Here is a 21,961-nt window from a genome sequence, read left to right on the forward strand (position 1 = left end):
TGTAACAGAGCGGGCGCGCTTGCGGCGCGCTCGCCTGAACAGAAAGCCTAAGCCTGCGCCCGCGGCGCGTCCGGCGCGGCGCCCGGCATGGCGCGGGTGCGGAAATAGTCCAGCACGAAGAGACGGATCGCCGAGGAAAGATTGCCCTGCTGGCGATTGCTGTCGATCTCGCCGACCAGTTCGGACAAGGTCATGTTCCGCAGCCCCGAGATTTCTTTCATGCCGTTCCAGAAGGCCTCTTCGAGGCTGACGCTGGTCTTGTGGCCGGCGACCACGATCGAGCGCTTGACGACGGGTGACTTCATGACGCGTCTCCGTCATCGAGCTTGTGCTGGTCCAGGAAATGTTGGTCCAAGAGATCGCCGGCGCGATCCTTGCGACGTTCATCGAGAGTGCGTTCGGCCTTGGTGCGGCCGAACCGTGCGCGGTTGGCATCGGCCTGCTTCGCCGATTGCTCCCGCTCGCTGCGCTTCCTGAAGCGCTTCAGGTTGATCACGTCTGCCATGCTCGCCTCCATCATCCGGCGACTCGAAGGCATGATAATTGATTGGCCGGAAAAAACGTCGTGTCGTGCGCTGGCAAATTGAATGGTCATTCGGAATCCCCGTCTAGCGTTCTTTGATAGCATCAAAAAATATGTTTCGCTCTGCGAAAACCGAATAATTACTGCTCCTACCATGCGTCAATGCAACCGCGATAGATGATCAACCTCATTCTTTGGCTATGATCCATAATTATAATCACTCACCCGTAGTTTCCCGGGGGCGTCACTGCAGCCATCAGCCCGGGTGTGTCATTTTGTCCGGCTGCACGAGGCGTTCGAATTCAGCGGCGTCCACAAAGCCGAGGCGCACCGCCTCTTCCTTCAATGTTGTTCCGCGCGCGTGCGCCGTTTTGGCGACCTTCGCGGCGTTGTCGTATCCGATCTTCGGCGCCAGCGCGGTGACCAGCATCAGCGAGCGCTCCATCAAATCGCGGATTCGCTTTTCGTCGGCGCGTATGCCCACCACGCAATGTTCGGTGAACGAACGCGCCGCGTCCGACAGCAATTGAATGGAATGTATCATACAATATGCCAGTACCGGTTTGTAAACATTCAACTCGAAATGTCCCTGGCTCCCGGCAACGGTGACGGCTGTCTGGTTGCCGAACACCTGACAGCAGACCATCGTCATCGCTTCGCACTGGGTCGGGTTGACCTTGCCGGGCATGATCGACGAGCCCGGTTCGTTTTCCGGCAGGATCAATTCGCCGAGACCTGAACGCGGGCCCGAGCCCAGCAGGCGAATGTCATTGGCGATCTTGAACAGGCCGGTCGCCACCGAATTGATCGCGCCATGCACCATCACATAGGCGTCGTTGGAAGCCAGCGCCTCGAATTTGTTGGGCGCGCTGCTGAAGGGCAGTCTTGTGATTTTAGCGGCGTGCCTGGCAAACAGTTTTGCAAATCTCGGTTTCGAGTTGAGGCCGGTGCCGACCGCCGTTCCGCCCTGCGCCAGCGGGAACAACTCCTTCACTGCGATGCGCAGCCGCGCGATGCCGCTCTCGACCTGCGCGGCATAGCCGGAGAATTCCTGTCCGAGCGTCAGCGGCGTCGCATCCTGGGTGTGGGTTCGCCCGATCTTGACGATCCTTGCGAACGCCTTTTCCTTACTTCGCAATTCGCGATGCAGTTCGGTGAGCGCCGGAATCAAGTCGGCGAGGATGCGTCCCGCGGCGGCGATATGCATTGCCGTCGGAAATGCATCGTTCGACGACTGACTCATGTTGACGTGGTCGTTGGGATGAACCGGTTCCTTGGCGCCGAGTTTGCCGCCCAGCAACACGTTGGCGCGGTTGGCGATCACCTCGTTGAGGTTCATGTTGGTCTGGGTGCCGGAACCGGTCTGCCAGACCACCAGAGGAAAGTGATCGTCGAGCTTGCCTTCGATCACCTCGCGTGCGGCGCGCATAATGGCGCCGGCGCGGCGGGCGTCGAGCAATCCGAGTTCACGGTTGGTTTGGGCAGAGGCGAGTTTGACGATGCCGAGCGCATGGACGATCGCCATCGGCATGCGATCCTGGCCGATTTTGAAATTCTGTCGCGAGCGCTCGGTTTGCGCACCCCAATAGCGGTCGGCGGGAACGTCGATCGGACCGAAGCTGTCGGTCTCACTGCGTGTGGATTTGTTTCCGGATGTTGCTGATCTTGCCATGCGTAATGCCCGTTGCGCCGTGAAGTGGCGGAACGTTTACACTACAGCGTAGCCGATTTTCTCGCGCTTGGATTATTTCTTGCGGAAGCGATCCAGCCGCACCACTTCCGCGCCTTCGCTCGTCTTCGCCGGCTCGTCCTTGCTTTCCGCGGCGGGCTCCGGCGCGGCGACGGGCAGGGCAGACGGCGCCGGAACCGCCGGCAGCTTCGCCGGCGGTGTCTCGGCCACCGATTCGGACGGCTCGAATTGCAGCCCGAATTGCACCGAAGGATCGAGGAAGCTCTTGATCGCCGCGAACGGCACCACCAGCCGCTCCGGAATGCCGCCAAACGACAGGCCGACCTCGAAACGATCCTCCGTCACCACTAGGTCCCAGAACTGATGCTGCAGGATGATCGTCATCTCTTCCGGATATTGCGCCAAAAGCCGCGGCGACAGCTTCACGCCGTCGGCGGTGGACAGGAAGGTGATGAAGAAATGATGCTCGCCCGGCAGGCCGTGTTCGGCGGCGTCGGTTAGCACGCGGCGCAGCACCCCGCGCAGCGCGTCGCGCGCCAGCACGTCATAACGGATGTGATCGGTCGCCATGGTCGTCCTGTTACGTTAATGGCCGCCGGTCCCCCGACTCACCCCTTTGTCCCATGCTACCCCGGCGAGAGCCGCAGGTCAGCAGGCCTGACAGAGCGAATTTGCGGCAGAACAGCGTCGTCGGCCTGGAAATAAGAATAAAGTGGAGGCTTCTGTTGCCAGGTGCCTCCGAACCCCGCCTAGCGGAGCTTAACCCACCAGGACTTTAGACTTGGTCTTTCAAACTGCGTTACGCAGCCTGAGCAACCGGAGCATAGTTGTCGTTTGCAACTATTGCATAGCCCGATAACGGCGGAACCATACCGAGAAAAAACTCGCCCTTTACGCCCTCGTCGATCCTGGTTCGCCCCCGCCGAAACCCGCACAAAAGGGGTGGGCTTGGGTGGAGGCGCCGGGTACTGCCCCCGGGTCCGAATGGTTTATTGCGACGGTCATTTATTTCCATAGCCGGCGAACCGGCACCCCTAATATAGGGTGCAAGTTTGGAGAAAAATAGGGCGGGAGGCGCTGAAGGGGCGGCGAACGCGGGGTAATACTTTCGGTTTGATGTCGCCCAGTTGCGGTTTCGCCATGAAATCGACCATTCCAGAAAAGCGGCGTTTTCGGTCGCATCCCGGCGCTGCATGATTTCCGGCCGCGCAAACATGCGGGTCCTGGCGCTGACCGGCCATCTGTTCGAGGGTGCTGCGCTGCCCCAATCGCAAAGGTTGCGATCTGTGGCCCCGTTGCTGGGCCTGATTGCAGCGTTGAGACTTCATTTGCCATTCGGCCCGGAAGCGTTTTGGGTTTTGCTGGCGTTGTCTGATGAAACTCGCTAGGCAGTTTCAGGGACAAGCATACCAGTTATCCAATCAACGGGCTCGTGGCCCGCTTTGGGGGAGGAGTATCCATGAACGCTACGCCGGGCCAAGCGCCGGTCAAATCTGTCATGCCAAAGTGGGTTCGCGGCCCGCAGGATTTCATCGGGGGAATAGCCCTGATGGCCATCGCTTTGTTCGCCCTTTGGGCGTCGAGCGACCTGCAGGGCATGCGCGGATTCTCGTTCGGCGCCGGCACCGCTCCGCGGATGTTCGGATTTCTGCTGCTGGGCCTCGGCGCTGCCGTCACTGCGGTCGGCGTTTTGACGGAAGGCGCTCACCTTTCTAAATACCACTGGCGGGGTCCTCTGTTCGTGTCGCTGGCGATCCTGTCGTTTGCCATCACGATCCGGCCGATGGGAATGATCTTCGCTGCGATGACCAGCTTCATGATCTCGGCATGCGGAACACCGGAGACGCGGTGGATAGAAACGCTGATCGTCGGCGCCTGCCTGACCGCGTTCTGCGCCCTTTTGTTTCCGTACGCGCTCGGTCTGCCTTTGCAGCTCCTGCCAACTTTCATGATCCGGTGAGGGCGTGATGGGAGATATTTTCTCAAACCTTGGCCTCGGCTTTGGTGTCGTTTTCAACCTCGTGCAGTGGACGCCCGCATTCCTTGGCGGGACCTCCATTCCGATCCCCGTCAACATCCTGCTGTGCCTGATCGGTGCGCTGGTCGGCACGCTCGTGGGCGTGCTGCCGGGTATCGGCACTATCGCCACGGTGGCCATGCTGCTTCCGATCACGTTTGGCCTGCCGCCGGTTGGCGCGCTGATCATGCTGGCCGGCATCTATTATGGTGCGCAGTATGGCGGCTCGACCACGTCGATCCTGGTCAACATCCCCGGCGAGGCCGGGTCTGTGGTCACCGCGCTCGACGGCTTCCAGATGGCCAAACAGGGCCGCGCCGGCCCGGCGCTGGCGATCGCAGCGATCGGATCGTTCTTCGCCGGCTGCGTCGCGACCGTTCTGATCGCGGTCTTGGGCGCGCCGCTCACCAAGCTCGCGCTGGCCTTCGGACCTGCCGAATATTTCTCGCTGATGGTGCTCGGCCTGATCTTCGCGGTCGTGCTCGCGAAGGGTTCGGTGCTCAAGGCGATCGCGATGATCGTGCTGGGCCTGCTGCTGTCGATGGTGGGATCCGACATCGAAACCGGCGCGTCGCGCATGGCGTTCAACATTCCCGAACTGGCTGACGGTCTCGGCTTCGCGACGGTGGCGATGGGGCTGTTCGGTTTTGCGGAGATCATCCGCAATCTCGATGCCGGCGGCGAAGCCGATCGCGAATTGGTTCAGCAAAAGGTCACGGGCCTGATGCCGACCAAGAAGGACATGATCGATTCCTCGCCGGCGATCCTGCGTGGCACCGTGCTCGGCTCAATCCTCGGCATTCTGCCGGGCGGTGGCGCCGTGATCGCATCGTTCGCGGCCTACACGCTCGAGAAGAAGATATCGAAGAACCCGCAGCGGTTCGGCCGCGGAGCGATCGAAGGCGTTGCGGCGCCCGAAAGCGCCAACAATGCTGCCGCTCAGACCTCGTTCATCCCGCTGCTGACGCTCGGCATTCCGCCGAACGCGGTGATGGCGCTGATGGTCGGCGCGATGACCATTCACGGCATCGTGCCTGGTCCTCAGGTGATGCAGAAGCAGCCGGAGCTCGTCTGGGGCATGATCGCCTCGATGTGGGTCGGCAATTTGATGCTGCTCATCATCAACCTGCCGCTGGTCGGCATCTGGGTGCGGCTGCTGCGGGTGCCGTATCGCCTGATGTTCCCGTCGATCGTGATCTTCTGCTCCATCGGCATCTACTCGGTGAACAACGCCCCGGTCGACGTCGTCCTCGCAGGCGCGTTCGGGCTTGTAGGCTACTGGCTGATCAAGCACGATTTCGAGCCGGCGCCGTTGTTGCTCGGCATGGTGCTCGGACCGTTGATGGAAGAGAACCTGCGGCGGGCGCTTTTGATCTCGCGCGGTGACTGGTCAGTGTTCCTGACCCGTCCGTTGTCGGCGGTGCTGATGGCGATTGCCGCTACCCTGCTCGTGCTGGCCGTCCTGCCGACACTGCGCAAGAAGCGCGACGAGGTGTTCGTCGAGTCCGAGAACTGACCCGCCTGCGGCGGTGCGCCGCAGCCCAAAGCCTGTTCGGCCCCGGGTGAAATGCTAAAGAGCAAATGCCGGCTTGGGAGAGCCGGCATTTGTCAATGGGTCGGGGATTTCAACATGAATTGGTATGGACGCTCGTTTGTGAGCGGTTGCCTGGCCGCGCTTGCCGGGCTGGCATTGCTATCTGCGCAGGCGCAGGCTCAGACCTATCCCACACGCAGCATCACCATGATCGTGCCGTTCGCGGCGGGCGGTCCGACCGACGTCATCGCGCGCATCGTCACTGGCCATATGGCGCAAACGCTCGGCCAAGCCATCATCATCGAGAATGTGGTCGGCGCCGGTGGCACCACCGCCACCACGCGGGCGTCGAAGGCCGCCAATGACGGCTATACGCTGATCACCGGGCATATGGGGACGCATGCGGCCTCCGTGCCGCTTTATCCCAAGCTCGCCTATCATCCGGAAAAGGATTTCGAGCCCGTCGCACTGCTCGCCGGCACGCCGATCCTGATCCTGGCGCGCAAGGATCTGGCGCCAAAGGATCTCAAGGAATTCATCGCCTACGTCAAAGCGAACGAAACCAAGGTCAACGCGGCGCATGCCGGCGTCGGCTCGGTCTCGAACGTCTCTTGCGAGTTGCTGAACTCAGTGCTCGGGGTCAAGCCGATCGGCGTTCCCTTCAACGGCACGGGACCTGCGATGAACGCGCTGGTGGCCGGGCAGGTCGATTACATGTGCGACCAGATCGTCAATGCCGTCCCGCAGGTCAACGGCGGCACCATCAAGGCCTATGCCGTGGCGACGGCGGAACGCAATCCGTCGCTACCTGACGTTCCGACCACCACCGAGGCCGGCCTGCCGGCCTTCCAGGCCCAGGCGTGGAACGCGATCTTCGCGCCCAAGGGAACGCCTGCGGATGTCGTCGCCAAGCTGAACGCCGCGGTTGTCAAGGCGCTGGACGATGAGGGCGTGCGCAAGCGCCTGCTCGATCTCGGCAGCGTGATCCCGGCTGCCGCCGATCGCACGCCGGCTGCGCTCGGAACCCTGGTGAAGAGTGAAATCGCGAAGTGGACGCCGGTGCTCAAACCGGTGAATTGACCCACATAATCAAGACAATGGGCTGGGGCGGGACGCAGGTTCCGCCCCTTGCCGTTTGTGCCCGGCATGATCATTTTTCCGGGTATAATCGCTGCGAGGGAGCGAATCGGCGTGTCGATCGGCTATCCCGGCCGCTAAATTCGCTGTCCCGAAAGGCCCGAAACTTAGCCATGAACCAGTACCACGATCTGCTCGAACGTATCCTCAGCGACGGCGCGGAAAAGCACGACCGCACCGGCACCGGCACGCTGTCGATCTTCGGTCATCAGATGCGGTTCAACCTGTCGGCCGGGTTTCCGATGCTGACCACCAAGCGGTTGCCGCTGAAGGCGATCGTGCACGAATTGCTGTGGTTTCTCGCCGGCGATACCAACATCAAATATCTCAAGGACAATGGCGTTTCGATCTGGGATGAATGGGCCGACGCCAACGGCGATCTGGGCCCCGTCTACGGATCGCAGTGGCGCTCCTGGCCGGCGCCGGACGGGCGCAGCATCGACCAGATTTCCAACGTCATCGACATGATCAAGCGCAACCCGGATTCGCGGCGGCTGATCGTCAGCGCCTGGAATCCGGCCGACGTCGACAAGATGGCGTTGCCGCCCTGTCACTGCCTGTTTCAGTTCTATGTCGCCAACGGCAAGCTGTCCTGCCAGCTCTATCAGCGCTCCGCCGACGTGTTCCTCGGCGTGCCCTTCAACATCGCCTCCTATGCGTTGCTGACCATGATGGTCGCGCAGGTGACGGGATTGAAGCCCGGCGATTTCGTGCACTCGTTCGGCGACACGCACCTCTACTCCAACCATCTCGAACAGGCGCGGCTGCAACTGACGCGGCCGACGCGCCCATTGCCGGTCATGAAGATCAATCCGGACGTGAAGGATATCTTCGCGTTCCGCTACGAGGACTTTGCGCTCGAAGGCTACGATCCGCACCCGCACATCAAGGCCGCAGTTGCTGTATGAATAGCGGTGTGAGCACCTGATGTCTCATCTGATCCGGCGCGCGCGGCCGGGCGAAGCGGGGCTTGTCCTGTCCTTCGTTCGTGAACTCGCCGAATACGAAAAGCTGCTTCACGAAATGGAGGCGACGGAGGCCGACATCGATGCGGCGCTGTTTGGCGCCAATCCGCGATTGTTCTGCGAGATCGCCGAATGGGACGGGATGCCTGCCGGCTTCGCGGTCTGGTTCGTCAATTTCTCCACCTTCAGCGGGCGCTCCGGGATCTATCTGGAAGATCTGTTCGTCCGCCCGGCGCTGCGCGGCAAGGGTATCGGCAAGGCGCTGCTGGTGCATCTCGCAAAGGAGTGCGTGGCGAACGGCTGGTCGCGTCTGCAATGGTCGGTGCTGGATTGGAACACGCCGTCGATCGAATTCTACAAATCGCTCGGCGCTGAACTGATGGACGAATGGACGGTTTGCCGGGTCGGCGGTCAGGCGCTGACCGTACTCGCGCAAGGAGGCCGGTGATGGAAATCGTTCTCGTCGCCGCAGTCGCCGAGAACGGCGTGATCGGGCGCGACAATGCAATTCCCTGGCGCCTGAAATCCGATCAGCAACGTTTCAAGGCGATCACCTTGAACAAGCCGGTGGTGATGGGACGCAAGACCTTCGAGTCGCTGCGCCGGCCGCTTCCGGGGCGGACCAACATCGTCGTAACGCGCGATCCGAACTACCGAGCCCCCGGCGCCGTCGTCACGACGTCGTTCGAAAATGCCCGCGCGGTCGCGCATGGTGACGCACTGCGGCGTTTCGCCACTGAGATTGCCGTGATTGGCGGCGCGGAGGTCTATGCGCAGTGGATGGCCATGGCCACCCGCCTTGAAATCACGGAAGTGCATGCCCGGCCCGAGGGCGATACGCATTTCGCCTCAATCGATGCGGCGGCTTGGGAAGAGGTGGCGCGGGTGCGAAACCCGGCCGGTCCGGACGATAGCGCCGATTTCTCCTATGTGACATTTCGTCGGCGCCAACAGCGTTAACCGCGCTAGCCAATGTTTGCATTGACAATTATGGCGTCAAGCATAGCTGCTTCGGGTCGGAAGCTTGCGTTGTAAGGGGCCTAGCGGTCCCCTATAAAGCCGGGCGGAATGCGAGGCTTGAGGCATCCTGCCCAACAGGCGGACCCGGGCCACCCGCAGAGGAGAGTTTATATGCCGTGGAAGAATCAAGGCGGGGGCCCATGGGGCCAGGGTCCCAAGGGACCATGGGGCGGCGGACCGCAATCGGTCGGGCCGAGGCCCCCCGATCTGGAAGACCTTCTGCGGCGCGGCCAGGACAAGCTGCAGCAGCTTCTGCCGGGCGGGCATTTCAGTGGCATGGGCATCGCGCTGGTGCTGGTCGGTGCGCTCGCGATCTGGGGATTGTCCGGATTCTTCCGCGTGCAGTCGGAAGAACTCGGCGTCGTGTTGCGCTTCGGCAAGCACGTGCGCACCGTTGACCCCGGCCTGAACTATCATCTGCCCTATCCGATCGAGACCGTGCTGCTGCCGAAGGCGCTGCGCGTCTCCACGATCTCGATCGGCATGACGCTGATCGACGATCCGGCGCGGCGCGGCCGCACCATGCGGGACGTGCCGGAAGAAAGCCTGATGCTGACCGGCGACGAAAACATCGTCGATGTCGATTTCACGGTGCTGTGGCGGATCAAGCCCAACGGCGTCGGCAATTTCCTGTTCAACATCCAGAATCCCGAAGGCACCGTGAAGGCGGTGGCCGAAAGCGCGATGCGCGAGGTGATCGGGCGTTCGCAGATCCAGCCGATTCTTACCGGCGCCCGCAACACGACCGAGCAGGCCGTCCAGGAACTGATGCAGAAGACGCTGGATCACTACGGCTCCGGCGTTCAGATCACGCAGGTGCAGATGCAGAAGGTTGATCCGCCCACGCAGGTGATCGACGCGTTCCGCGACGTGCAGGCCGCACGCGCCGACTTCGAGCGGTTGCAGAACGAGGCGCAGACCTATGCCAACCGCGTCGTTCCCGACGCGCGCGGACGTGCCGCGCAGATCCTGCAGGTTGCCGAAGGTTACAAGGAACAGGCGGTCGCCGAGGCCAAGGGCCAAAGCTCGCGCTTCCTGAAGGTCTACGACGAATACAAGAAGGCACCAGATGTGACGCGGCAACGAATCTACCTTGAGACGATGGAGCGAGTCCTCGGCGGTTCCGAGAAACTCGTCTATGATGGCGGCAACTCCGCACAGAGCGTCGTGCCGTACCTGCCGCTCAGCGAATTGACGCCGCGCCGGCCGGCGCCGACGACCGGTCAGCAGCAGAGCGGAGGCACGCGATGAGGTCTCCCGTTGCAGGTATTGTCACCCTGGTCCTGCTGTTCTTCGTGGTGATCGTGGGCTACAGCTCGATCTTCACGGTGTCGCAGACCGAACAGGCGCTCGTGGTCCGGCTCGGCCGGCCGGTCGACGTCGTGTCCACGCCGGGCCTTAACTTCAAGGCGCCGTTCATCGACACCGTCATCAGCATCGACAAGCGCATCCTCGATCTGGAAAATCCGTCCCAGGAAGTCATCGCTTCCGACCAGAAGCGGCTCGTCGTCGACGCCTTCGCCCGCTACCGGATCAAGGACCCGCTGCGCTTCTATCAGAGCATCGGCTCGATCCAGGCCGCCAACATCCAGCTCACCACGCTGTTGAACGCGGCACTGCGCCGCGTGCTGGGCGAGGTCAGCTTCATTACGGTGGTGCGCGACGAACGCGAGAACCTGATGGCGCGCATCCGCGACTATCTCGACAAGGAGGCCGATCAGTACGGCATTCAGGTGGTCGACGTGCGTATCCGCCGCGCCGATCTGCCGGAGCAGAACAGCCTGGCGGTCTACAAGCGCATGCAGACCGAACGTGAGCGCGAGGCCCAGGAATTCCGTGCCCAGGGCGGCCAGAAGTCGCAGGAGATCCGCTCCAAGGCCGATCGCGAGGCCACCGTCATCATCGCGGAGGCCAATTCGACCGCCGAGCAGACCCGCGGCGTCGGCGACGCCGAACGCAACCGGCTGTTCGCCGAGGCCTATGGCAAGGATCCGGAATTCTTCGCCTTCTACCGCTCGATGACGGCCTATGAGACCGGGCTTCGTTCCAACGACACCCGTTTCCTGCTGCGGCCTGATTCCGAGTTCTTCCGCTTCTTTGCCAATCCGTCCGGCCATCCGCCGGCGGCCGCGGCGCCGAAGCCATAAACGTCCGGCCGGAATACACGCGTTACGGCGAAGCCCAATGTGCTATTGCACATTGGGGTCCGCTTCGCCGGCATAAAAGCAAAAGGCGCTTGAATAGCGGGGGGTTGTTGTCCGATGAGGTCCATAGCGTTCACCGACTTCCTCATCGGTGTGGGCATCCTCTTTGTGCTCGAAGGCCTGATGTTCGCCGCCAGCCCGGCCTGGATGCGGCGGGCGATGAAGAGCGCGCTGGCGACGCCGGATAATATCTTGCGGGTCGTCGGCATCGTCTCGGCGGTCGTGGGTCTGGTGCTGATCTGGTTCGTGCGGCGGTAGACCTTCACCGTCATTCCTGGATGGTCCGAACGACCAGATCGCAGGTGCGCCAATTGCGCACCGGGGAATCCTGGGATTCTCAGATGTGCAACGGCACTCGGATGTGCAATCGCACATCTAGGATGTGCAACTTGCACATCCTAGTTCGCTTCGCGCCCCGGAATGGCGGCAATCAACGGCCGCAAGTAGCTGTGGCGTCAACGCAATCGTGAGCCGCCGGGGGCCGGTTTTTCGCCGGAATATCAGGCGCAGATGCTTGCGCCGCGGACCCGTTCGGGCGCACTGTGGAGCTGAATTCGACCCTTTGGAGACAAGCCGACATGACCGGTGCCAGACCCGCCTTGAGCCGCCGCCTGCGCCTGATGGGGATTGCGATCTCGTTCAGTGCCGCCAGCTTGCTGGCGCCGGTGCCGGCCAGCGCGCGCGGGCCGGACGGCATCGCCGACATCGCCGAGAAGGTGATCGATTCCGTCGTCAATATCTCGACCTCGCAGAGCGTGGAGGCCAAGGGCGGGGGCGGCGGCCGGGAGGCGATGCCGCAATTGCCGCCGGGCTCGCCGTTCGAAGAGTTCTTCGACGACTTCTTCAAGAACCGGCGTGGCGGATCGCCCAAGGGCGGCGACAAGAGCGGCGAAATGCAGCCGCCGCGCAAGACCAATTCGCTCGGCTCCGGCTTCATCATCGATGCCGCAGGCGTCGTCGTCACCAACAATCACGTCATCGCGGATGCCGATGAGATCAACGTGATCATGAACGATGGCACCAAGATCAAGGCCGAGTTGGTCGGCGTCGACAAGAAGACCGACATTGCGGTCCTGAAGTTCAAGCCGGTGAAGCCGGTGAGCGCGGTGAAGTTCGGCGATTCCGACAAGCTGCGGCTCGGCGAATGGGTAATCGCGATCGGCAACCCGTTCAGCCTCGGCGGTTCGGTCACGGCCGGCATCGTGTCGGCGCGCAACCGCGACATCAGCCAGGGGCCGTACGACAGCTACATCCAGACCGACGCCTCGATCAACCGCGGCAATTCCGGCGGGCCGCTGTTCAACCTCGAAGGTGAAGTGGTCGGCGTCAACACGCTGATCATCTCGCCGACCGGCGGTTCGATCGGCCTCGGCTTCGCGGTGCCGTCGAAGACGGTGGCGGTCGTGGTCGATCAGCTTCGGCAGTTCGGTGAACTGCGCCGCGGCTGGCTCGGCGTGCGGATCCAGCAGGTCACCGACGAGATCGCCGAAAGCCTCAACATCAAGCCCGCCCGCGGCGCACTGGTTGCCGGCGTCGACGACAAGGGACCGGCCAAGCCCGCCGGCATCGAGCCCGGCGACGTCGTCGTCAAGTTCGACGGCAAGGACGTCAAGGACCCGAAGGATCTCTCGCGCGTCGTCGCCGACACCGCGGTCGGCAAGGAAGTCGACGTGGTGATCATCCGCAAGGGCAAGGAGGAAAGCCGCAAGGTCACGCTTGGCCGCCTCGAGGATACCGACAAGGTGCAGCAGGCCGCCGCCAAGACCAAGGAAGACCCCGCCGAAAAACCCGTGACGCAGAAGGCGCTCGGCCTCGATCTCGCCGCCCTGAGCAAGGATCTGCGCACGAAGTACAAGATCAAGGACAGCGTGAAGGGCGTGATCGTCACCGGTGTCGATGGCAACTCCGACGCCGCCGAAAAGCGGCTCTCCGCCGGCGACGTCATTGTCGAGGTGGCGCAGGAAGCCGTCACCAACGCGGCCGATATCAAGAAGCGCGTCGATCAGCTCAAGAAGGACGGCAAGAAGTCGGTGCTGCTCCTGGTCTCGAACGGCGAAGGCGAATTGCGGTTCGTCGCGCTGAGCGTGCAGTAGGGATTCAAGGCGACGACGGTGTCGTCCCTGCGAACGCAGGGACGACGGCGGAGTCAATGCCTCACGTGAGCGAGACCACGGCGAGAAAGTGGATTGGTTCAAGGCGAAGCTTCGATCGCCTGACTTCAGGTATCTTGCTGTAGTGCTGCAGCCAAAGTTCAAGAAAGCGGTCGAGGTCGACCAGCTCGATATGAACGGCACCATTGCCGGCTTCGCGACGCGCCTCCCTCGAGAAGCCGCCGGAAGAAACAAACAGGCCAATTTCCCGATCGCCCCGAATGATGCCTCGAAGTGCGGCGACATCTTCGCGCGAAGCTGTCTGGTCTCGATGCTTCACCTGAACCCGGATATGCGGCGTCTTCGCGCCCAGCGGATCGATATAGGCGAGGATATCCGTTCCTCCATCCGAGCCTGGCTTTGAAACCGTGCTGGTGGCGTATCCCATCCCTTCAAGCAGCGCCGCCACGAGGTTCTGGAATTCGTGGCCCGAGAGGGTATCGAGATAGGTGTCGATTTCCTCGCGGGCCTTCTCCTTGGCATCTTCGAACAAAACCGAAGTGTCGAGGGGCGGCGTTTCGTCGACGGCGGTTGCGGTTCCAGCGGTCTTTACCTTCTGATGGCTCCAACGCCATTCGCGGTAGCGGGACCGCATCAGCCGCTTGAGTTCGTAATCCGGCAGGGTCACAAACTTCTGACCCTCGTCGGTCACGCGCCACCGCCCGTCCGACTTGACGAGCAATACAGCTTTCGTCGCTGCGACAGAGTGGAAATGCAGGGTGGCTCGCCAGCGGGGCAGCCCCGACCCCTTCATCGTCTCCTTGTCGAAATCATCCAGGGGCAGCTTTGATTGGATCTCTGCGTAGATGTCGCGGGGACGCATGCCGTCCGGGTGAGCCCTTAGAAGTCCGAGCACGAACTTTATGAATGAAACGCCACGATCAACCGTCTTAGGTTGGCTCATTGCGACCCCTTAAGATGCTTCTTTTGTGCAGGCTACTTAAGGTTGCTCATCGTCGCAATAGGTTCACGTTGCCGGCGTGAGCAACGAACCGATTTCAATTAGTCCGCGAACTCCTCGCGCCGATAGCCTTGCGCATACAGCAACGCGGTGAGGTCGCCGTAATCGATCCGCGCGGCGGCAGCTGCGGCCGGCCATTACTTGGCCGGCCTGATGAGCGTCTCGCCGCCGTCTTCGTCCCTCAGCTTCAGCGAACTCGCGGTCTGCTTCGCCTGCAGGGTCGTGTAGGTGTTTGTCGTGTTCGAAGGGCCGGCGAAGGTAGCGCCCGCGGTCTCTTCGGACGCGCTGATCTTGACCGATGGACGGCCGCGTTCGGTGATCAGGCGCAACAGCACCGTCTCGGGATATACCTCGCCGTTCGGCTGGGTCTGTGCCGACAGCACGCTGATGGAGGCGCGCACGTGTCCCAGTTCGTCGACGATCTGCAGCGCGCGGCCCCGCAACACCGGCGCCGCCTCGTCGATCTTCGGCAGCACGCGCACCGCCGCAAACAGCAGGATCGCCAGGTTGACGGCGGTGAGGACGACCAGCAATCGCGAAGGCTTCATTGTCATCTCCCGGGTTGCCCGTTTCGCCCAAGCTTAAGCTGGGTGAACCGCGGGGGGGATGACAAAGATGCGGGCTCGCGCCGCCGCTATCCCCCAGCGAACTCTTCGCGCCGATAGCCCTGCGCATATAGCAACGCGGTGAGGTCGCCGTAATCGATCCGCGCGGCGGCGGCGGCGGCGACCGCGGGCTTGGCGTGATAGGCGACGCCGAGCCCGGCCGCCTCGATCATGCCGAGATCGTTGGCGCCGTCGCCCGTCACCAGCGTATCGATTTCGTCGAGGTCGAAGGATTCGCGAAGCTCGATCAGCGTTGCCAGCTTGGCGGCGCGGCCGAGGATCGGCTCGGCCACTTCGCCGGTGAACTTGCCCTCGCGAACCCTGAGCTCGTTGGCGCGGTTCTCCTGGAAGCCGATCTTGGCGGCGACCGCATTGGTGAACAGCGTGAAGCCGCCCGAGATCAGGCAGGTGTAAGCGCCGTTGGCACGCATGGTCATGACCAGATCCCGGCCACCCGGCGTCGGCGTAATGCGTTTTGCCAGCACCTCGTCGACCACGCCGACCGGCAGGTCCTTCAAGAGCGCAACGCGCTCGCGCAGCGCCGGCTCGAATTCGATTTCGCCGCGCATCGCACGTTCGGTGATCCCGGCGACATGCGCCTTCAGCCCGGCGAAATCGGCCAGTTCGTCGATGCACTCCTGGCCGATCATGGTGGAATCCATGTCCGCCAGAAAAAGCTTCTTGCGCCTGAAGGCGACAGGCTGCACGACAATGTCGATCGGCAGGTCGCCGCGCGCCGCTTGCAGGCGGGCTTCGATCGCCCTGATGTCATCAGGGTTCTTGACCTGATAGTCGAAGGGAATGTCGACTGCCACTTCGTCGAACAGCCACTGCGCCGTTCCCGGCGAGGGGAGAATGGCCAGCGCACCGTCGACAATGGTGGTGTCGAGCGCGGGATTGGCCGGGTTGCAGATGAGGGTGGCGACGAGGGACATGCAGGCGAATTCGTTTGGTTTGAGCAAGGCCGTGCTTATCGCAGGGCCGACCGCCAGCGGCAAGTCGGTCCTGGCGCTCGAATTGGCGCAAAAGACCGGCGGAATCGTCATCAACACCGATTCCATGCAGGTCTATCGCGATCTCCGCGTCATCACGGCGCGGCCGACGGCAGAAGAGGAGGCCCGCGCACCGCACCGGCTTTATGGGCATGTCGACGCGTCCGTCAATTTCTCAGCCGGGGCTTGGGTGAGCGATGCCGGGAAGGTGTTGTCGGAGGTGCGCGCGGCAGGACGTCTGCCGATCTTCATCGGCGGTTCCGGCCTGTACTTCAAGGCGTTGACGCGCGGCCTTTCCGCGGTGCCGCCAATTCCGACAGAGGTGCGCGACGCCGTTCGCGCGCGGCTGGAACGCGACGGCGTCGAAGCGCTGCATGCTGAGCTGGCGCGGCATGATCCCCTCTCGGCCGAACGCCTGAAGCCGCGCGATCGCACGCGGATTGCCCGCGCGCTGGAGGTCGTGGAAGCCACCGGCCGTACGCTGCCCGACTGGCACCAGGAAGGCCTGCCGCCGCTACTTCCGTCAGGTGAATTCACCGCCCTGTTCCTCGCGCCCGAACGCGATCAGCTTTACGCGCGGATCGATGCGCGGTTCGACGCGATGCTGGCCGCGGGCGCGCTGGATGAGGTTGCTGCGCTGGCCGCGCGAAAGCTCGATCCTCTGCTGCCGGCAATGAAGGCCCACGGCGTGCCGGTGCTGATCCGCCACCTCCGCGGCGAGATCACGCGCGAACAGGCCGCCGAAATCGGCCGCGCCGACACCCGCCATTACGCTAAGCGGCAGTTCACGTGGTTTAGGCACCAGCTACCGGAGTTTGAGTGGGTGGCGCCGGAAGCGGCGAGGAGGTGGGTGGAGGGTATCGTCCCGTGAGGCTAAAGGCGGGAATTGTTCTAATCTGTTCCCATGGTGGGAATCTTGGTTGATCCCGTGGCGGGAACATGCTATGGCTATGAACGTAATAGCAAGGAAGGCACTTGAGGTCTTTTGGAAGCGATACCCTCAGGCCGAGATACCGCTCGGCACCTGGTACCAAATCGTTTCCAAAGGCGAGTGGAGTGGGCCTGCGGACCTGAAGAGAGCGTTCGGAAATAATGTGGACTTTGTCGGAGACAACAGAGCCATCTTCGATATCGGCGGGAACAAGTATCGCCTCGTCGTCCACTTTTCCTACAAGTTCAAAACCGCCCTCATCAAGTTTGTCGGTACGCATGAAGAGTATGACGGCATAGATGCGGAGACGGTGTGATGATGGATGTAAAGCCTCTCCACAATGAACGGGATTACGACTGGGCGATCCGCGAAGTATCCCGTTATTTCGAATCCGAACCCAAGCCCGGCACCGCCGATGGCGATCGTTTCGAGGTTCTATCTACCCTTATCAAGGCGTACGAAGACAAGCACTTCGCAACGAAGCATGGCGATCCTGTCGACGTTCTGCATTTTGCGATCGAATCCATGGGCAGGTCGCAAGCGGAATTGGCCGGCTTGATTGGCCGGAATCGCGCATCCGAAATATTGAATCGCGTCCGCCCATTAACACTGGATATGATCCGCGCCATTAGCCAGGAATGGAATCTTCCAATCGAGGCCTTGGCAGCTCGGTATGATTTGGCCCCGACCTACGCTTAGTTTCGGGTACGCCGATGGTTCGCTCTCAGGGACGGCGCAGCCCCGCATGGCTGCACGCATAAAATTCCCCCTCGCCGAACGGCCGGAACGCCGCTAAGCTGCGAAAACCGCGCGAACGGCGTCCTTCCCTTGACTTCCGGGGATCGGGCGGTATAACCGCGCAACCTTTGGGAAGTTCGGGCCGTCGAATGCGCAATATTATTACCAAACTCCTTATCGTAGTCGTACCCAGGCGCACCGCCGGGGGTGGCTGAGGCCATCCAAATTCGGGCGGTGTGCATGGGGCCTCTCGGGCCCTTTTTTTATTCCCTTAAACCGAAGAAAGCCGCGCCAACAGCGCATCCGGAGCAGACCATGACCGACAAGAGCCACGATCCCAACCAGATGACCGGCGCTGCGATGATCGTGCGCGCCCTCATCGATCATGGCGTCCAGCACCTGTTCGGCTATCCCGGCGGCGCGGTGCTTCCGATCTACGACGAGATTTTCCAGCAGAGCGAGGTCGAGCACATTCTGGTGCGGCACGAGCAGGGCGCCGGCCATGCGGCCGAAGGCTATGCGCGCTCGACCGGCAAACCCGGCGTGGTGCTGGTGACGTCAGGTCCCGGCGCCACCAACATGGTGACGCCGCTGACGGACGCGCTGATGGATTCGATTCCGCTGGTCTGCATCACCGGGCAAGTGCCTACGCATCTGATCGGCAATGACGCGTTCCAGGAATGCGACACCGTCGGCATCACGCGTCCCTGCACCAAGCACAACTGGCTGGTGCGTGACGTCAACGACCTGGCCAAGGTGCTGCACGAGGCGTTCTACGTCGCGACCACGGGCCGTCCCGGACCCGTGCTGGTCGATGTCCCCAAGGACGTGCAGTTCGCGGTCGGCACCTATCATCCGCCGCGCAGGGACGATGTGCACGTGTCCTACACGCCGCGGGTGAAGGGTGACGCCGCGCAGATCCGCAAAGCCGTCGCGCTATTGGCTTCGGCCAAGCGTCCCGTGATCTATTCCGGCGGCGGCGTCATCAATGCCGGACCCGAGGCGTCAAAGCTGTTGCGCGAGATGGTCGAGGTCACGGGATTCCCGATCACGTCGACCCTGATGGGCCTCGGCGCCTATCCGGCCACGGGCAAGAACTGGCTCGGCATGTTGGGCATGCACGGCACCTACGAGGCCAACATGACGATGCATGGTTGCGACGTCATGTTGTGCGTCGGCGCGCGCTTCGACGATCGCATCACCGGCCGCGTCGATGCGTTCTCGCCGGGCTCGAAGAAGATCCACATCGACATCGATCCGTCCTCGATCAACAAGAACATTCATGTCGACGTGCCGATCATCGGCGACGCCGGCAACGTGCTCGGCGACCTGCTGCAGGTGTTCAAGGCGGAGGCCAAAAAGCCGGACATCAAGAGCTGGTGGCAGGAGATTGCCACCTGGCGGGCGCGCAATTCGCTCGCCTACAAGAAGAGCAATGACGTCATCCTGCCGCAGCACGCCATCCAGAAGCTGTTCGAGGCGACGCGCGGCCATGACACCTACATCACGACCGAAGTCGGTCAACACCAGATGTGGGCGGCGCAGTTCTTCGGGTTCGAGGAGCCGCACCGCTGGATGACGTCGGGCGGTCTCGGTACCATGGGCTACGGCCTGCCGGCCGCGCTCGGCGTGCAGGTCGCGCATCCCGACAGCCTCGTGATCGATATCGCGGGCGACGCCTCGGTGCAGATGACGATGCAGGAGATGTCGACAGCCGTTCAGTATGAACTGCCGATCAAGATCTTCATCCTGAACAACCAGTACATGGGCATGGTGCGGCAGTGGCAGCAGCTGCTGCACGGCAACCGGCTGTCGCATTCCTATTCGGAAGCGCTGCCGGATTTCGTCAAGCTGGCGGACGCGTTCGGCTGCGTCGGCCTGCAGGCGATCAAGCCCGGCGATCTCGACGGTGCGCTCAAGGAGATGATCAAGGTCAAGCGTCCGGTGCTGTTCGATTGCCGCGTCGCGGCGCTCGAAAACTGCTTCCCGATGATTCCGTCCGGCAAGGCGCATAACGAAATGCTGCTGCCGGCGGAAGCCACCGACGAAGCCACCGCCGCCGCGTTCGCCGGCGGCAAGGCGCTGGTGTGAGTACGCCAGCCACATATTCCGCTGTCATCGCTCGGCTTGACCGGGCGATCCAGTACGCCGGGGCGTCTCGGGCCTGCCCGGATGTCTCTGGAATACTGGGTCCCCGCCTTCGCGGGGACGACGAGTGGGGGAGAGGATAGAAAAGTGTTTGACCTCGCAGAGCTCGAACGCGCGCACAAAATAGTGGGGCAGGCGGTGCCGCCGACGCCGGCGCATGCCTGGCCGCTGCTTGGCCAGCGGCTGGGGACGCAGGTCGTGGTCAAGCACGAGAACCACACGCCGATCGGCGCCTTCAAGGTGCGCGGCGGCTTGGTCTATCTGGACCGGCTGAAGCAAGAACGGCCGAATACGCCCGGGATCATTTCAGCTACGCGCGGCAATCACGGGCAGAGCCTTGCCTTCGCCGCCGGCCGTCATGGCGTTCGCGCGGTGATCTATGTGCCGCGGGGCAATTCGGTCGAGAAGAACCTTGCCATGCGCGCGTTCGGCGCCGAACTGGTCGAGCATGGCGAGGACTTTCAGGCGGCAGCCGAAGAAGCCCAGCGTCGTGCTCAGTTCGACGGGCTTCACATGGTGCCGTCGTTCCATCCCGACCTCGTGCTCGGCGTCGCGACCTATGCGCTCGAGTTGCTGCGTGCGGCGCCGGACCTCGACGTGCTCTATGTGCCGATCGGGCAGGGCTCGGGAATCTGCGGCTGCATCATGGCGCGCGATCTGCTCGGGCTGAAGACAGAGATCGTCGGCGTGCAGTCGACCGAAGCGCCGTCCTACGCGCTGTCGTTCGCGGCCGGCACGGTCGTGACCACCGAGACCAGCAATACGCTGGCCGACGGCATGGCCACCCGCGTTCCCGTGGCCGAAGCGCTTGCGGTCATCCGCAAGGGCGCCTCGCGCATCGTGCAGGTCACGGACGATGAGGTCGCAGCAGCCGTTCGCGCCTACTGGACCGATACGCATAACCTCGCCGAAGGCGCGGGCGCGGCCCCGCTGGCCGCGGCACTGCAGGAGAAGGCAAAACTCGCTGGCAAGCGCGTCGGCCTGATCCTGTCCGGCGGCAATATCGATTTCGATCTGTTCCGCAAATGGGTCGGGACGGACATCATCGCGACCGCCCAACCGGCGATGGCGTGACGAGAAGACATGTAAGGGGACGACAATGAACCAGCCCGCATCCGCCTACTTCCTGGAAGAGCGTCACGATCCCAACGAGACGCACACGCTCTCGGTTCTGGTGCAGAACGAGCCGGGCGTGCTCGCGCGCGTGATCGGGCTGTTTTCCGGGCGCGGCTACAACATCGAGAGCCTCACGGTCTCTGAAACCGAGAGCCAGAAACATCTCTCGCGTATCACCATCGTCACCACGGGTACGCCGATGGTGATCGAGCAGATCAAGCACCAGCTCGATCGCATGGTGCCGATCTATCGCGTCGTCGACATGACGATCACCGGCCGCTCCATCGAGCGGGAACTTGCCATGGTGAAAGTGCGCGGCGGCGGCGACAACCGGGTCGAGGCGCTGCGGCTGGCGGACGCGTTCCGCGCCCGCGTCATCGACGCGACTACCGAAAGTTTTGTGTTCGAGATCACAGGCAATACTTCCAAGATCAATCAATTTATCGACCTGATGCGCCCGCTCGGCCTTGTCGAAGTGTCGCGTACCGGCGTTGCCGCGATCGGACGCGGGCCTGAGGGGATGTGAACCATGCTGGCGCGGGACTGGTATTACAATCAAAGGCGGCAGCTCGGGCTCGATTCCGCGGTCGCCTCGATCTACGACCGGCATGACGACTCTGACCTCCGCGCCCGCGCGGCGCTGACCATGCTCGGCGTGCAGAAGGGCTGGCGGGTGGCCGATATCGGCTGCGGCAACGGCGTACTGGCCTGCGAAGCCGCGCTGATGGGCGCCGAAGTCGATGCGATCGACATTTCGCCGGCGATGCTGGCGCTTGCCAATATCCAGGCCCGCGACCGCAAGGTGGCGATCCGCACCCAGCCGGCCGGCATGCTGAGCTTCGCCTACCAGCCGAATTCCTATGACCTGATCGTCAGCGAATTCACGCTGCACCATTTGCCGGACTTCTGGAAGGCGGTGGCGCTGGCACGAATCTATGCGGCGCTGAAGCCCGGCGCCAATTTCTACCTGCGCGACATCGTGTTCGTCAGCATGCCCGACGGCACCGAGCGCGATGTCGAACAATGGGCCGATTTCACCATCAAGAACCACGATTTCCAGCGCGAGGGCGTGGTCACTCATATGCGCGACGAATACTCGACCTTCGGCTGGGTGATCGAGCGCATGCTGACCGATGTCGGCTTCACGCTGCAATCGGTCGACTATCACGCGCCGCTGCACGGCACCTATCTCCTGCGGAAACCGAAGCCGGACCAACAGAGCTAGAAAAA

At 62.6% G+C, this 21,961-nt stretch carries 25 protein-coding genes, 1 other RNA gene and 1 pseudogene; 18 read left to right on the forward strand and 9 right to left on the reverse strand.

The features are described from left to right. Positions 1-47: 47 nt before the first annotated feature. From ACVWVY_RS17155 to ssrA, 5 genes are all read right to left on the reverse strand, one after another. Positions 48-305: a ribbon-helix-helix domain-containing protein gene (locus ACVWVY_RS17155; RefSeq protein WP_456627478.1), complete on the reverse strand. Its 258-nt coding sequence runs from the start codon at positions 303-305 to the stop codon at positions 48-50. Next, positions 302-505, reverse strand: coding sequence for a DUF4169 family protein (locus tag ACVWVY_RS17160; protein ID WP_456627479.1), 204 nt, complete (start codon positions 503-505; stop codon positions 302-304). The genes ACVWVY_RS17155 and ACVWVY_RS17160 overlap by 4 nt, the downstream gene beginning before the upstream one ends. Before the next feature lie 274 nt (positions 506-779). Then, positions 780-2,195, reverse strand: a complete 1,416-nt coding sequence (fumC, locus tag ACVWVY_RS17165) for a class II fumarate hydratase (protein WP_456627480.1) — start codon at positions 2,193-2,195, stop codon at positions 780-782. Between the two features lie 72 nt (positions 2,196-2,267). Next, positions 2,268-2,783 (reverse strand): SspB family protein, encoded by a 516-nt coding sequence (locus ACVWVY_RS17170; protein WP_456627481.1) that lies wholly within the window; start codon positions 2,781-2,783, stop codon positions 2,268-2,270. Between the two features lie 141 nt (positions 2,784-2,924). After that, positions 2,925-3,282: a transfer-messenger RNA gene (ssrA, locus tag ACVWVY_RS17175) on the reverse strand. Between the two features lie 58 nt (positions 3,283-3,340). Between ssrA and ACVWVY_RS17180 the strand changes: the two genes are divergently transcribed. From ACVWVY_RS17180 to ACVWVY_RS17230, 11 genes are all read left to right on the forward strand, one after another. Continuing rightward, positions 3,341-3,601 carry a hypothetical protein gene (locus tag ACVWVY_RS17180; RefSeq protein ID WP_456627482.1) on the forward strand — a complete coding sequence of 87 codons (261 nt, stop codon included), beginning with the start codon at positions 3,341-3,343 and terminating at the stop codon, positions 3,599-3,601. A gap of 71 nt (positions 3,602-3,672) precedes the next feature. Then, positions 3,673-4,173 carry a tripartite tricarboxylate transporter TctB family protein gene (locus tag ACVWVY_RS17185; RefSeq protein WP_456627483.1) on the forward strand — a complete coding sequence of 167 codons (501 nt, stop codon included), beginning with the start codon at positions 3,673-3,675 and terminating at the stop codon, positions 4,171-4,173. Positions 4,174-4,180: 7 nt separating this feature from the next. Beyond that, positions 4,181-5,746, forward strand: coding sequence for a tripartite tricarboxylate transporter permease (locus ACVWVY_RS17190; protein ID WP_456627484.1), 1,566 nt, complete (start codon positions 4,181-4,183; stop codon positions 5,744-5,746). Between the two features lie 114 nt (positions 5,747-5,860). Continuing rightward, on the forward strand, positions 5,861-6,844 hold the full coding sequence (locus ACVWVY_RS17195; protein ID WP_456627485.1) for a tripartite tricarboxylate transporter substrate binding protein BugD: 984 nt from the start codon (positions 5,861-5,863) through the stop codon (positions 6,842-6,844). A gap of 170 nt (positions 6,845-7,014) precedes the next feature. Further along, on the forward strand, positions 7,015-7,809 hold the full coding sequence (locus tag ACVWVY_RS17200; RefSeq protein ID WP_456627486.1) for a thymidylate synthase: 795 nt from the start codon (positions 7,015-7,017) through the stop codon (positions 7,807-7,809). A gap of 19 nt (positions 7,810-7,828) precedes the next feature. Next, the gene (locus ACVWVY_RS17205) at positions 7,829-8,314 is read left to right on the forward strand and encodes an N-acetyltransferase family protein (protein ID WP_456627487.1); all 486 of its coding nucleotides are present in this window, start codon (positions 7,829-7,831) and stop codon (positions 8,312-8,314) included. After that, a complete protein-coding gene (locus ACVWVY_RS17210; protein WP_456627488.1) occupies positions 8,314-8,826 on the forward strand; it encodes a dihydrofolate reductase in 513 nt (170 codons plus the stop codon). The genes ACVWVY_RS17205 and ACVWVY_RS17210 overlap by 1 nt, the downstream gene beginning before the upstream one ends. A gap of 171 nt (positions 8,827-8,997) precedes the next feature. Beyond that, positions 8,998-10,137 (forward strand): FtsH protease activity modulator HflK, encoded by a 1,140-nt coding sequence (hflK, locus tag ACVWVY_RS17215; protein ID WP_456627489.1) that lies wholly within the window; start codon positions 8,998-9,000, stop codon positions 10,135-10,137. Continuing rightward, positions 10,134-11,033: a protease modulator HflC gene (hflC, locus tag ACVWVY_RS17220; protein WP_456627490.1), complete on the forward strand. Its 900-nt coding sequence runs from the start codon at positions 10,134-10,136 to the stop codon at positions 11,031-11,033. The genes hflK and hflC overlap by 4 nt, the downstream gene beginning before the upstream one ends. Positions 11,034-11,147: 114 nt before the next feature. After that, positions 11,148-11,348: a DUF2065 domain-containing protein gene (locus ACVWVY_RS17225; RefSeq protein WP_456627491.1), complete on the forward strand. Its 201-nt coding sequence runs from the start codon at positions 11,148-11,150 to the stop codon at positions 11,346-11,348. Positions 11,349-11,668: 320 nt separating this feature from the next. After that, positions 11,669-13,183, forward strand: coding sequence for a Do family serine endopeptidase (locus ACVWVY_RS17230; RefSeq protein WP_456627492.1), 1,515 nt, complete (start codon positions 11,669-11,671; stop codon positions 13,181-13,183). A 61-nt stretch (positions 13,184-13,244) separates the two neighbouring features. Here ACVWVY_RS17230 and ACVWVY_RS17235 read toward each other — a convergent pair whose 3' ends face one another. The 4 genes and pseudogenes from ACVWVY_RS17235 to serB all read right to left on the reverse strand — a co-directional run bounded on the left by ACVWVY_RS17235 (position 13,245) and on the right by serB (position 15,741). Then, a complete protein-coding gene (locus tag ACVWVY_RS17235; RefSeq protein WP_456627493.1) occupies positions 13,245-14,144 on the reverse strand; it encodes a restriction endonuclease in 900 nt (299 codons plus the stop codon). A gap of 98 nt (positions 14,145-14,242) precedes the next feature. Beyond that, positions 14,243-14,332: pseudogene (locus ACVWVY_RS17240) on the reverse strand (phosphoserine phosphatase SerB); the annotation flags it as partial. Positions 14,333-14,338: 6 nt separating this feature from the next. Next, positions 14,339-14,749, reverse strand: a complete 411-nt coding sequence (locus ACVWVY_RS17245) for a hypothetical protein (protein ID WP_456627494.1) — start codon at positions 14,747-14,749, stop codon at positions 14,339-14,341. 86 nt (positions 14,750-14,835) lie between these two features. Beyond that, positions 14,836-15,741: a phosphoserine phosphatase SerB gene (gene serB / locus ACVWVY_RS17250; protein WP_456627495.1), complete on the reverse strand. Its 906-nt coding sequence runs from the start codon at positions 15,739-15,741 to the stop codon at positions 14,836-14,838. On the opposite strand from serB, the gene miaA reads away from it, so the two are divergent. The 7 genes from miaA to ACVWVY_RS17285 all read left to right on the forward strand — a co-directional run bounded on the left by miaA (position 15,740) and on the right by ACVWVY_RS17285 (position 21,956). After that, positions 15,740-16,669 (forward strand): tRNA (adenosine(37)-N6)-dimethylallyltransferase MiaA, encoded by a 930-nt coding sequence (gene miaA, locus ACVWVY_RS17255; RefSeq protein WP_456627496.1) that lies wholly within the window; start codon positions 15,740-15,742, stop codon positions 16,667-16,669. The two genes, serB and miaA, sit on opposite strands and share 2 nt — an antisense overlap. 79 nt (positions 16,670-16,748) lie before the next feature. Further along, positions 16,749-17,045 (forward strand): type II toxin-antitoxin system HigB family toxin, encoded by a 297-nt coding sequence (locus tag ACVWVY_RS17260; RefSeq protein ID WP_456632233.1) that lies wholly within the window; start codon positions 16,749-16,751, stop codon positions 17,043-17,045. Further along, positions 17,045-17,428 carry a helix-turn-helix domain-containing protein gene (locus ACVWVY_RS17265; protein ID WP_456627497.1) on the forward strand — a complete coding sequence of 128 codons (384 nt, stop codon included), beginning with the start codon at positions 17,045-17,047 and terminating at the stop codon, positions 17,426-17,428. Before ACVWVY_RS17260 ends, ACVWVY_RS17265 begins: the two co-directional genes overlap by 1 nt. Positions 17,429-17,782: 354 nt before the next feature. Continuing rightward, positions 17,783-19,558: an acetolactate synthase 3 large subunit gene (locus ACVWVY_RS17270; protein ID WP_456627498.1), complete on the forward strand. Its 1,776-nt coding sequence runs from the start codon at positions 17,783-17,785 to the stop codon at positions 19,556-19,558. 144 nt (positions 19,559-19,702) lie between these two features. Continuing rightward, positions 19,703-20,689 (forward strand): threonine dehydratase, encoded by a 987-nt coding sequence (locus tag ACVWVY_RS17275; RefSeq protein ID WP_456627499.1) that lies wholly within the window; start codon positions 19,703-19,705, stop codon positions 20,687-20,689. Between the two features lie 25 nt (positions 20,690-20,714). Then, a complete protein-coding gene (ilvN, locus tag ACVWVY_RS17280) occupies positions 20,715-21,257 on the forward strand; it encodes an acetolactate synthase small subunit (RefSeq protein ID WP_456627500.1) in 543 nt (180 codons plus the stop codon). Between the two features lie 3 nt (positions 21,258-21,260). After that, complete coding sequence (locus ACVWVY_RS17285) at positions 21,261-21,956, forward strand: class I SAM-dependent methyltransferase (RefSeq protein ID WP_426528107.1); 696 nt, start codon at positions 21,261-21,263, stop codon at positions 21,954-21,956. Positions 21,957-21,961: the final 5 nt, after the last annotated feature.

The organism is Bradyrhizobium sp. URHC0002 (assembly GCF_054059515.1).